Here is a 9,123-nt window from a genome sequence, read left to right as displayed (position 1 = left end):
GCGTGTCGTCACATCCATTTCGGCTTCAAGGTGCCCGCCTTGATCACCAGGATGATGACGATCACGGTCACCACCAGGGTGTAGCTGGTCCCGAATACTCCGGTACCGGCTACCCCCAGGGGGCCGATTATAGTCTGAAGCATGTCCTGACACATCGGACGTATGCCCCTCCCCTCCATCCTCATCAGACCTTCGGCATGGGAGGCTTCCCGCCTTCGGCCACCGGCTGGGCGATCCCCAGCTCGGATCCTCATCCTGCCTTCGCAGGAATGGGTATGCTATTCGGGTGATCCCGGTACCGTAGAATTACGGCATGACCCTATAAGCACATGAAATTTATAGCCCTTTCCTCTGCGCCATGAGGCGCTTTAGAAAAACCTCCAATATCAACCATGATGCATCACTCGGGCCAGTTGGTCCCTTCTTCGTGTTCCGTTCGTCCAACGCACCAATGAACTGGATGATCAGTCTTTAATGAAAAATTCGCAAGGGATCGTAGTGTAAAACGGCGTCATAACACCATAACCCATTGATCTTCTTCGACGAATTCGATGCAAGAAAATTCACTTTGCTATCCCGAAAAGACCAAAACAAGAACATCCTTGCAAATCATCGCCACACCTCGGAGGTGAATATAGCGCCTTTGCTTCGAGTTGGCGGTTAACGAAGCGTCAATATTTCCGGCAGCGTAGCGCGATGCGCTCGCCCTGCCATGATCGCGTCAGAGCGGCGCGGGCAACTATAGGATCCAGCCCCGTCTCAGGCTCTGTAGCGCGGAGCGCTCGTCATACCCGCCAATGCAGAGTATGGTGCCGGCTGACCCACCTCACCGCCAACTCTGCCAGGGCCATGAAGGTGACCGAGGCGATCGTGCTCGAGCTGGACCGCCAAGGCGTGGCCGAGGCGATGGCGAATCTCGAGTTCGCCCCAGCGGCGATGGCAAGAGCCGTAGTCCGGGCAGCCGATGGACAGGCCATCCACCTCTTCCCCAACCAGCGGTGACCGTGAACTCAGCGCGGAGCGCTCGCCGCAAATGCGCTCTTAGGGCGCCGCGCCGCTGAGCCGATCGAAAGGGGTGACACCCGATTAGGACGGCGTATGGGCCGCCCGAGGTACTTAGTAGCGAGAATAGCGTTTGGCCTCAGACTTCTCGGCCCATTCGAGACACCCGATCCCAAGCCAAACCACCGCAAGGCCGCCGAACGCGATGACGCCCCCCATCGGAATGTCGCGAAACTTGTCAGCGAGTTTGTTCAGGCCGACCCATTCCGTTTGTAGGTCCCCACCGCCCCAGAACTGGTTGATGCCCAGGGGACTCGCCGTGCCCTCCTTGAGCCAAACGAGGATGCTGCCGAAGACGAAAAGAACCCCTGAGGCGACTATCAGACCTCCGACGACAACAAGCACCCATCCCACCCGCTTTCGCATGGCGCCAGCCTCCCTGTGCCCCTGGATCATAACTCGAACATCCAAGGTCATTCCATGTCTGACCGCAGGGCCGGCTCTTGCAATATCACCGCGAAGCGCTCGCCGGCCATTTTCAAAACGACGCCGACGCCACCGTTGTGACGCATGCTCCATCCGTGGCTGCCACCGTCGTTGCGTCACTTCTCGTCCTGGTCGCTGCAGTTGCCGTGGCGACCAGACCGATGATGATCCTTTAGCGCGAAGCGCTCCCCGGAATTTCGTGGAATGTCGACAACGATCGTCTTGAGGATCAGCCGGACGGAAAATAAGCGTCGTTGCGACGCAGATCGCGGCGGTAAACCTCCAGGAATGGGCGGGTCTTTGTCGGCGCCTTGTGGAATACACCTTCTCAGTGAAACAACGTCGTCGCGAGGCCGGTGAAAAACCCGCCGAATGTTTTTACTATGTCAGCGGCCGCCTTGATCCTAGCCGCATTTGCTTTGTTTTCTTCGGTGGTCAACACCACCCAAAGCGCTGCGAGGAACGATACGCTCAAGACAACGATGATCACCATCACTAAGTACGGGATGAAGGGAGCAAGATCTGATCTGCTGGCAGACTCTGATGCAACTGCCGCAGCAGCTGCTGGGGACGATATCAAGCGCTGGATCAAGGTCTTGAAGACGTCAAAATATCGAACGAATGCTACTATCATCCCGAACAAGCCGCCGATCGCGGCGATGTAGAGCAGCGACCGATTTGTTCCGGTAAACTCCAAATCCAGGAGTTCGAGCTGACGGGCGAAATCGCGATTGATTCTTACTTCTGCCAGAGCCTTTTGCTCATCAGTAAGCTCGTGGTCTTTAAGAACGCTCAGAACGGCTTCGTTGCGCGACCGATCAAGCTGGTCAAACCTGGCTTTGTAATCTTTGGACTGGAAGAGAGTGGCCATAAATCGCGTCGCCACCGCGCCTGTAACAATCCCAATTAAGAGTAGGAATATCTCGCGGGCGTATTCCGCTGCAGAACCCATGTTTATACAACCTCTCTGCGGTTCTAGAACTATCGGGATCATGACAACGACGAGCGTAGGCGCATCAGTTCCTTGCGTCTACCGAAGGATGAACCTCCCGAAAGGGGTGGGGTCTTTTTCGAGGCCACCCCCATTTGCATTATTGGGCCGCCGAGGCGCAGCGCGGGCCGCCTGTGAGTGGCGCCAGCCATGGTACAGAGTTAGCGGCCAGCCCTGTTTGCGCTCTCCTGCCCCCGTTTCTGCAAGCCGACGAGCCCATTTGGAGGGGGAGGGTCCTCGGCCAGCGAAAAAGGCCCTTTTGGCGGTTCGAAGTGTGGGGGTGACGGCCATGCCAGCCCCCTGCTCGCATAAAAAATTCGGATTTCCCGTACACGCACCTCGCGGGAGGGAACCTGCCATTTGCATACGAGGCATGCACATTTGCATATGAGCGTAATGCAAAAGCTATTAGTTGTATGATTTTTCGATATCCATTTATTTTCATTGCGCTTTTCGCCTTGAACTAATAGCTAAACTCGAAGTCTTCGGAATGTCAGAAATATAAGCCATTGATTTTGCAAAGAAATCTTTTTCTTGAAGGATTTGCATTATCAACTATTGTCTAGATGTCAGATGCAAACGAGCAAACGGGAGTTTCGGAACACGGTCTAGGTTTCTCACGCGATACGAGTCGCTCGACTCGTCTGGAACTCAGGAAAGAGAGCTTTCCAGAGCACGGGAAACCTTTGTCTCCACGCCGAAATCTTCCGGCACCTCCCGGAAACTGCATCTAGAGCAAAGGAAAGGGAACCGACGATGACCACGACTCAGAATGCTACCCCCGCGCGCTCGCTTGGCCAAATCGTTCTTGATGCGGCCGTCAGGGCTGTCAAGGCGGACGATGCCGCCGCGTTCACGGGCACCGTTTCGCTGGCCCTTGTCATGGCAAACAAGCAAGTGGAGCTCGCCGAGTCCGATAAGGGAATCGACGACAAGGAAAACAAGAAGGTGTTCCGCGCCTTCCTGAAGTATTTCGCCAGCAAGGGAAACCCGGTGTGGCGCGACACGGATCATTTGGTGTCCGGCTTCATGGCGCTTCGCGACAAGAAGGCGCGTGAGGCTGCCGTGTCCGAATATATCGACGGCGGAAAGAGCGTGAAAACGCAATTCGCCAAGCCGGAAGGCGCCAAGCTCAACGAAGGGCTGTCCAAGCTTCGCACGTGGTCTTTCCGCCTGATGACGGACGTCTGCACCAATCACGCGGACGTCATTCGGGACATGCTGGCAAAGCAGAAGGCCGGCGCATCGGGCGAAGCGCTGGTGCAGAATTTCACGGATTTCGTCAAGCGGACCTATGGCGGTTCCTTCGCCAAGATGACGGCCGCGCTGTCCGTCGACAAGCCGCAAAAGCAGGTTGACGCAATCGAGTCGATCGTCAAGCGGGCGGACGGCATGACGGACGGGGAACTCTCCGTTCTCATTCGGCGGCTCAATGAGATTGTCGCGAAGCGCGCCGCAACGGACGAAACCATCGAGTCGGTGTTCGGCGAAGCCCCGGCGGAAGCCCCGACTCTCATCCCGGCCCAAGCCGCCTAAGGGCAGCACGGCGAAACCAAATCCCGCGGAGTAGACCAAGCCCTGCCCGGCTCACCGGGCGGGGTTTCGGTGCGGTCTTTTTTTTGACTTTTTCCGGCAGGGGCCGGCGCTGACACACAGCGCGAGCTGGCCGGGTTTGGAAATTTTCCCTCAGCCGCAGCTGAGACCCCCACCCTCAAATCTCTGGAGACCTGCGATGGGCAAGCGCTTCATCGAACGCCCCACTGCGCGCCAAATCATCGACCGTGCCGAGCGCGAGGCTCAGTACGAGAGAGCGCTGGACCGCGATCGCGACTGGCTGGCCGCAAACTTCGGCCCACCCCCTGCCCCGCGCCTGCCGACCAAGGCCGAGCTGAAGGCGGCTGAGGAGAAGGCCACCTTCGATCGCTTCTACGACGAGTGGGAGCACAACGAGATCCCAGATCGCCTTGGTAAGACCGGCCAGTACGAGCCGAAGTCGATCTACTCGCCTGCCCCCGCCTCGCGCATCCGCCGTGAAGCGCCTCGCAAGCGTAAGATCGCCGATCGCACCGAACGCGATTGCATGCTGCCGGACGACATGCGCCGGCACCGCACCTTCCACGTCACCGATGGCCGTGGCCGCGACACCGCGACCATCACCATCAACCCGTTCTCAAAACGGATCACCATCACCGGGGCTGGCTTCCGATGATGCATCCGCGCTTCGAGGAGGCGCAAGGCCGGCTGTCCCGGCTCGGGCGCCACATTCGCTGTCGCTTATCCCGCAAACAGAAGCGGACCTACGCGGCGATGTTCCACACCGCACTCGAGAAGGACGAGCGAGGGGACCAAGCGGTCCGTCTCATCGACGACCTGATCGAGCAGAACCGCCCCCTGAAATGGTGACCATGAGGAATGACTATGGCCTACGCCTTTGATACGCTCGGCTATTCGAAGCGGCTGCAGGATGGGGGTGTCCCCCGATCCCAGGCCGATGCCCAGGCGGAAGCCGCAAGGGACTTCATCATGGCCGAGCTTGTGACCAAGACTGACCTGGCTGCCACCAAGACCGAGCTGACCGCAGCAATCGACAACGCGGTGCTGCGCCTGACCGTCCGCCTCGGTGGAATGGTCGCAGCCGGCATCGCCGCCCTGGCGATCCTCGAGCGCATCCTGCGACCGTAAGGTCTGCCGCCCCTCCCTCCATCTCACCTGATCTGAGCAACGCGCTGCACCCTCCGCAGCGCGTTTTTCTTTGCGCCTCCCACGCCCCGCCAACTCGAACACATGGTGACTGCCATGACCATCATCCCTGCCCTCGACTGGCTCAAGCTGGTCTCCCAAGACGACGTACCCGTCCCCGGCCTGTTCAATATCCGCGATCGCTCCGGTCGCATCATGCTCAATAACGACGTGGAGCGCTTCGAGGCCGAGCAGTGGCTCGACTACATGCGAACCCGCTACGCCCCCGGCAAGCCCTTCGAGAACGGCAAGGGCATCCACCCCGATCACGGCTTCCACATCGTCGAGGTCACCGCTGACGGCGCCTACGAGGAGCCCCTCTCCGAGCCGTTTGCAGCGTGAGGCTCGCCATGGGTCTGTTCTCGTACCGCGTCGACCCGCTCTTGAGCGCCATCCTCATCCTCGCAGCCGCAAGCGCCGGCTGGATCACCGGAGGAATTTGGTGGTGAACACAACATCTGGTGCCTGAGGCCTCGAAAAGGGGGTCTCAGACCCGGTTTTGGGACCATTTTGACCCCTCAGCACACTAGATCTGGTGTTTCCAGGGTGCGTTGAGGCGTGAAAATGCAAATTTGTCTTTTATGGCGAGGGAAGATTGAGATCGACGAACCGTGCGCTCTGGCGTCGATTTGCATCGATTTGCCGGCTTTAGGTGACCGTCGAGACTGGTGGGTCCGATTGGGTGGTTAGCCTCCACCCTCCTGGTCTCCCTGCCTCTGCTCCCTCCCCTGTCCCCTCTGCATCCCCTGTCTCTGCTCTCTCTTGAGGGTGTGCTTGTCCGGCGGCCCGCGATCGGGCGGCCCCTGGATTTTCGGCTGTTTCTTGGAAGTTTCGTCAACTCTAACGCACGGAGCCAATCATGCTCGACATGCTTCAGAAGCTCTATCAGGAGCTTCGCTTTGCCCCCTCGAAGACCCTGGAACAGTGCTACGCCCTGAACGAGGTAGCCTACCTTCTGCGGTCTGGCAAAGCCTCGGCCGGCTTGGTCCGTATGGCGTTCGAGTACCTTCAGGCGGCCTTCGGAAAATGAGGCCGAAATTCCCTCGCGGGAATTTCTGACGGGGTTTTTCGGGAATTAATCGACCAATTTCCTGGACCGGAACTTTCGCTGTTCCCGCCCCCTGATCTGGTGCCAATCCAGTCAACTTCGTTTGCATTTTCTATCCGAAATGCAAAGGAAAGTCAAGGGCTTGCCCCTTGGATGGTGTGATGGCCAGGCGTGAAGGCACGTCCCGGTAACGGGCTTTGGGGTCGCAAACGCCGGATGGCTACCATGCACGTTCGATCCGTGCCCTGGCCATCTCACCATCCAAAGTTCCATGCCGAGGGCACACATGCGCCCTTGCGTTTGCTTTCGCCTTCGTGCAAATGCACACGCCAACGACGTTCGACATGATCACGCTCGACACAGACTTCATCGCCAGATTGGTCCGCTACGTCGTCGACGCCGAGAAAGGCCGGTCGCGGCAGATCGGCAGCAACAAGATCGCTGCCATCAAGGCGCTGCGTGAGATCACCGGCCTCGGCCTGGTCCACGCCAAAAGCCTCGTCGAAGCCGCCGAGGCTGCGCCGACAGATCCGCTCATGAGCGCGATCAAAGATATCCAGTACATCCTTTCCACCGAAGGCTGACCGGGAGCCTGACCATGCACGGACACATCGGCGAATACATCATCACCGGCGGGATGATCCTCTCCGCCCTGGGCGCCTTCCTCTACATCTGGCGAGGCTGACATGGTCCGACGCAATCCGCCGCCGGGCCGCCAGCAGGCCCGCATGCAGCCGCTGTTCGGCCTTCTGCTCGCCGTGGCGTTCGTCGGCGCGATCACCATCGGCCCGCTGATCGGCATCATCGCCACCTGTGCCGGCTTCACCAAGCTCGCCGCGTTCCTGTTCGTGGTGTTCGCATGAGATTTCCCGAAGGCTTCAAGCCACCGAGCCAAGAGACGATCGATCGCGTCAACAATTCCGCGACATTCGTCGTCGCGACGTGGAACGGCATCGCTGCCGATCACACAGGCAAGCGCGACGTCCGTTACCTGACAAGCCGGGTCGCTCCATGGAGCGAGACCGAGCTGTGGAGCAGCTGGCGCAGTAACGCCCGCCAGTTCGACACCGTGGCCGAGGCCGAAGCCGCCATCTCCACGCTCAAGCTGGAGTGGCTCCGGACGTACGCCAAGGTCTACCCCAACTGCGAAGCCCACGTGTTGACCGGCGGCATCGCCGGCAAGGAGCTGACATGACCGAGGCCAGCGATAAGCTCTGGAAGGATCTGTGCGGTTTCACCCCACCAAGCTGTCCCGTGTGCGCCAGGACCGCGGTGCTCGATGAGGACGGCTACTACTGCGAGTGGTGCGGCGATCCCGCGCATCCCAATCCCGCAGTCGACGACATCCCGAACGGCGCCGAGTTCGATGAGATCTTGGAGCGCTACAAGGCTGCGAGGAGCTGACATGAAGCATGCTGTTCTCGTGATCCTCGAGGTCGAGGGCAACATCGATGACGCGGGCCTCTTTGCCCTGGCACGCGACAAGCTCGCAGCCCCGCCCATTGCGCTCGGCGACGACGTCATTGCCGGAGATCTTGAAGAGGTTGCCAGCGCTGGAATGGAAATCGCCAACTCCGAGCAAGAGATCGACGAGGAGGATGACGATGCCGACGACTAACCAGCTCCTCCGTGAGATCGAGCGAGTCCTGTCGCCCGGTCCGACGATCGAAACCCGCTCCGCCGCCTATGAGTCCGAGCTGGTCCGCCGCTATCACGCTGGCGAACGCCTCTCATGCGCTGATAAGCGCGAGGCTCGCCGGATCATCCATCGCAACACGAGCCACTGAGGCCAGCCATGCCGCATATCTTCGATCACGTGCCTAGCGCTCAGGAAGTCTTCGATCAGGCCTGCGTCTTCTTTGCCACGTCCGAAGGGCCGTCCGCGATCCCCAGCACACGCAATTGCGCTGGCTACGAATGCGTCTACCGCAGAGATGACGGCCGGGTCTGCGTGGCAGGCTACTTCTTGCCGGATGAGAACTACGATCCGGATATGGATGATCCGGAGAGTTCCTCGGACGGCTCCGATGTTCATGCACTGGTGAAGCACTACGGAGGCCAGATTCCGTCCTGGTTCGGCCAGCACGTCGAACTGCTCAAGCAATTGCAGCAGATTCACGACAACGAGTTTCACTGGACCGCCGATCACGCCTGGAACTATGCCGAGCTGATTCGTGATCTGGACGTCGTGGCCGACGATAACGGCCTTACCAAGGTTGCGATCGATCAGGTACGAGCCAAGGTCCCGAAGCCGGAGTTCACGGCCGCTGACGAGCAGCTGCTGCGGGCGCTAGACCAATGAGCGCCGCAACATTCCGAGAGGAGTCAGCATGAAACGAACCAAAGCGCAGCAGAAGATCGATGCCGACCGCATCCAGCGCGCCATCACCGGCATGATCCTCTCGATGACGGCGATCCCGCGCATCTACGCCCTTGCGGAGAAGCTGATCGCAGAGGGCGCTGATGATGCACAGCTCAAGGCCGGCATCCGCCAGTTCGTCGGAGAGCCGGTGTGATGATGGGACTTCCCAACCCCGTTTCTGTGATCATCGCACTGATCCTAGATGCGATCTTTGTCAGGAATGAGTGAGTCGGAGGTTCGACTCCCGGCTCAGCACGAGGCCCCGCGAGCAGTAGAAGCGGTCTGTTCGCAAAGGCAGGGGAAATCCGCAACGGTTCTTACTCAGAGCCTGAGCTTAAGGCGCGTGCAACCGTGCGCCTGGCTGTGACGGCACCCAATGAACGGAGTTCGTTTGAGCGGACAACAAAGCCCCGCTCTCATGAAAGCGCTACGCGAGCCAAAATCGCGACACCGAGGCCGGCGGTATAGCCGGCCAACCTTGCTCTTGTGCGAGCG

At 59.5% G+C, this 9,123-nt stretch carries 17 protein-coding genes; 14 read left to right on the top strand and 3 right to left on the bottom strand.

Annotated features, from left to right (window positions below; translation table 11 throughout):
• Nucleotides 1–8: 8 nt before the first annotated feature.
• Entirely contained in the window at nt 9–143 is a 135-nt protein-coding gene (locus QX126_RS16570; RefSeq protein WP_315782313.1) for a hypothetical protein, read from the bottom strand.
• A gap of 706 nt (nt 144–849) precedes the next feature.
• On the opposite strand from QX126_RS16570, the gene QX126_RS16565 reads away from it, so the two are divergent.
• The gene (locus QX126_RS16565; RefSeq protein ID WP_315782311.1) at nt 850–1,002 is read left to right on the top strand and encodes a hypothetical protein; all 153 of its coding nucleotides are present in this window, start codon (nt 850–852) and stop codon (nt 1,000–1,002) included.
• A gap of 114 nt (nt 1,003–1,116) precedes the next feature.
• On the opposite strand, the gene QX126_RS16560 is transcribed toward QX126_RS16565, so the two are convergent.
• The gene (locus tag QX126_RS16560) at nt 1,117–1,428 is read right to left on the bottom strand and encodes a hypothetical protein (RefSeq protein WP_315782309.1); all 312 of its coding nucleotides are present in this window, start codon (nt 1,426–1,428) and stop codon (nt 1,117–1,119) included.
• A 388-nt stretch (nt 1,429–1,816) separates the two neighbouring features.
• Complete coding sequence (locus QX126_RS16555; protein ID WP_315782307.1) at nt 1,817–2,440, bottom strand: hypothetical protein; 624 nt, start codon at nt 2,438–2,440, stop codon at nt 1,817–1,819.
• Between the two features lie 795 nt (nt 2,441–3,235).
• On the opposite strand from QX126_RS16555, the gene QX126_RS16550 reads away from it, so the two are divergent.
• From QX126_RS16550 to QX126_RS16490, 13 genes are all read left to right on the top strand, one after another.
• Nucleotides 3,236–4,015 carry a hypothetical protein gene (locus tag QX126_RS16550; RefSeq protein WP_315782306.1) on the top strand — a complete coding sequence of 260 codons (780 nt, stop codon included), beginning with the start codon at nt 3,236–3,238 and terminating at the stop codon, nt 4,013–4,015.
• Nucleotides 4,016–4,211: 196 nt separating this feature from the next.
• The gene (locus tag QX126_RS16545; RefSeq protein ID WP_315782304.1) at nt 4,212–4,688 is read left to right on the top strand and encodes a hypothetical protein; all 477 of its coding nucleotides are present in this window, start codon (nt 4,212–4,214) and stop codon (nt 4,686–4,688) included.
• Nucleotides 4,685–4,882, top strand: coding sequence for a hypothetical protein (locus QX126_RS16540; RefSeq protein ID WP_315782302.1), 198 nt, complete (start codon nt 4,685–4,687; stop codon nt 4,880–4,882). Before QX126_RS16545 ends, QX126_RS16540 begins: the two co-directional genes overlap by 4 nt.
• A gap of 15 nt (nt 4,883–4,897) precedes the next feature.
• Nucleotides 4,898–5,161 carry a hypothetical protein gene (locus tag QX126_RS16535; RefSeq protein ID WP_315768452.1) on the top strand — a complete coding sequence of 88 codons (264 nt, stop codon included), beginning with the start codon at nt 4,898–4,900 and terminating at the stop codon, nt 5,159–5,161.
• Between the two features lie 114 nt (nt 5,162–5,275).
• On the top strand, nt 5,276–5,560 hold the full coding sequence (locus tag QX126_RS16530; protein WP_315782300.1) for a hypothetical protein: 285 nt from the start codon (nt 5,276–5,278) through the stop codon (nt 5,558–5,560).
• Between the two features lie 517 nt (nt 5,561–6,077).
• Nucleotides 6,078–6,248, top strand: a complete 171-nt coding sequence (locus QX126_RS16525) for a hypothetical protein (protein WP_315782298.1) — start codon at nt 6,078–6,080, stop codon at nt 6,246–6,248.
• A 362-nt stretch (nt 6,249–6,610) separates the two neighbouring features.
• Entirely contained in the window at nt 6,611–6,850 is a 240-nt protein-coding gene (locus QX126_RS33565; RefSeq protein ID WP_409999104.1) for a ribosomal protein L7/L12, read from the top strand.
• A 102-nt stretch (nt 6,851–6,952) separates the two neighbouring features.
• The gene (locus tag QX126_RS16515; RefSeq protein ID WP_315782296.1) at nt 6,953–7,129 is read left to right on the top strand and encodes a hypothetical protein; all 177 of its coding nucleotides are present in this window, start codon (nt 6,953–6,955) and stop codon (nt 7,127–7,129) included.
• Entirely contained in the window at nt 7,126–7,461 is a 336-nt protein-coding gene (locus QX126_RS16510; protein ID WP_315782294.1) for a hypothetical protein, read from the top strand. Before QX126_RS16515 ends, QX126_RS16510 begins: the two co-directional genes overlap by 4 nt.
• Nucleotides 7,458–7,670 (top strand): hypothetical protein, encoded by a 213-nt coding sequence (locus QX126_RS16505; RefSeq protein ID WP_315782293.1) that lies wholly within the window; start codon nt 7,458–7,460, stop codon nt 7,668–7,670. Before QX126_RS16510 ends, QX126_RS16505 begins: the two co-directional genes overlap by 4 nt.
• Before the next feature lie 19 nt (nt 7,671–7,689).
• Nucleotides 7,690–7,884, top strand: coding sequence for a hypothetical protein (locus QX126_RS16500; RefSeq protein ID WP_315782292.1), 195 nt, complete (start codon nt 7,690–7,692; stop codon nt 7,882–7,884).
• Between the two features lie 177 nt (nt 7,885–8,061).
• Complete coding sequence (locus QX126_RS16495) at nt 8,062–8,568, top strand: hypothetical protein (RefSeq protein ID WP_315782291.1); 507 nt, start codon at nt 8,062–8,064, stop codon at nt 8,566–8,568.
• Nucleotides 8,569–8,596: 28 nt separating this feature from the next.
• Entirely contained in the window at nt 8,597–8,782 is a 186-nt protein-coding gene (locus tag QX126_RS16490) for a hypothetical protein (RefSeq protein ID WP_315782290.1), read from the top strand.
• Nucleotides 8,783–9,123 lie beyond the last annotated feature (341 nt).

This window comes from Bradyrhizobium sp. SZCCHNPS1003, assembly GCF_032381555.1.
GTDB lineage: Bacteria > Pseudomonadota > Alphaproteobacteria > Rhizobiales > Xanthobacteraceae > Bradyrhizobium.
The sequence above is the reverse complement of the archived record's forward strand: the minus strand, read 5'-3'. Positions and strand labels throughout refer to the sequence as shown.

Excerpts from the sequence above, each read along its gene's own strand:
- QX126_RS16560 (WP_315782309.1), bottom strand. The coding sequence starts at position 1,428 with ATGCGAAAGCGGGTGGGATGGGTGCTTGTTGTCGTCGGAGGTCTGATA.
- QX126_RS16570 (WP_315782313.1), bottom strand. The coding sequence starts at position 143 with ATGCTTCAGACTATAATCGGCCCCCTGGGGGTAGCCGGTACCGGAGTA.
- QX126_RS16530 (WP_315782300.1), top strand. The coding sequence starts at position 5,276 with ATGACCATCATCCCTGCCCTCGACTGGCTCAAGCTGGTCTCCCAAGAC.
- QX126_RS16490 (WP_315782290.1), top strand. The coding sequence starts at position 8,597 with ATGAAACGAACCAAAGCGCAGCAGAAGATCGATGCCGACCGCATCCAG.
- QX126_RS33565 (WP_409999104.1), top strand. The coding sequence starts at position 6,611 with ATGATCACGCTCGACACAGACTTCATCGCCAGATTGGTCCGCTACGTC.
- QX126_RS16510 (WP_315782294.1), top strand. The coding sequence starts at position 7,126 with ATGAGATTTCCCGAAGGCTTCAAGCCACCGAGCCAAGAGACGATCGAT.
- QX126_RS16550 (WP_315782306.1), top strand. The coding sequence starts at position 3,236 with ATGACCACGACTCAGAATGCTACCCCCGCGCGCTCGCTTGGCCAAATC.
- QX126_RS16515 (WP_315782296.1), top strand. The coding sequence starts at position 6,953 with ATGGTCCGACGCAATCCGCCGCCGGGCCGCCAGCAGGCCCGCATGCAG.
- QX126_RS16565 (WP_315782311.1), top strand. The coding sequence starts at position 850 with ATGAAGGTGACCGAGGCGATCGTGCTCGAGCTGGACCGCCAAGGCGTG.
- QX126_RS16505 (WP_315782293.1), top strand. The coding sequence starts at position 7,458 with ATGACCGAGGCCAGCGATAAGCTCTGGAAGGATCTGTGCGGTTTCACC.
- QX126_RS16555 (WP_315782307.1), bottom strand. The coding sequence starts at position 2,440 with ATGGGTTCTGCAGCGGAATACGCCCGCGAGATATTCCTACTCTTAATT.
- QX126_RS16535 (WP_315768452.1), top strand. The coding sequence starts at position 4,898 with ATGGCCTACGCCTTTGATACGCTCGGCTATTCGAAGCGGCTGCAGGAT.
- QX126_RS16540 (WP_315782302.1), top strand. The coding sequence starts at position 4,685 with ATGATGCATCCGCGCTTCGAGGAGGCGCAAGGCCGGCTGTCCCGGCTC.
- QX126_RS16545 (WP_315782304.1), top strand. The coding sequence starts at position 4,212 with ATGGGCAAGCGCTTCATCGAACGCCCCACTGCGCGCCAAATCATCGAC.
- QX126_RS16525 (WP_315782298.1), top strand. The coding sequence starts at position 6,078 with ATGCTCGACATGCTTCAGAAGCTCTATCAGGAGCTTCGCTTTGCCCCC.
- QX126_RS16495 (WP_315782291.1), top strand. The coding sequence starts at position 8,062 with ATGCCGCATATCTTCGATCACGTGCCTAGCGCTCAGGAAGTCTTCGAT.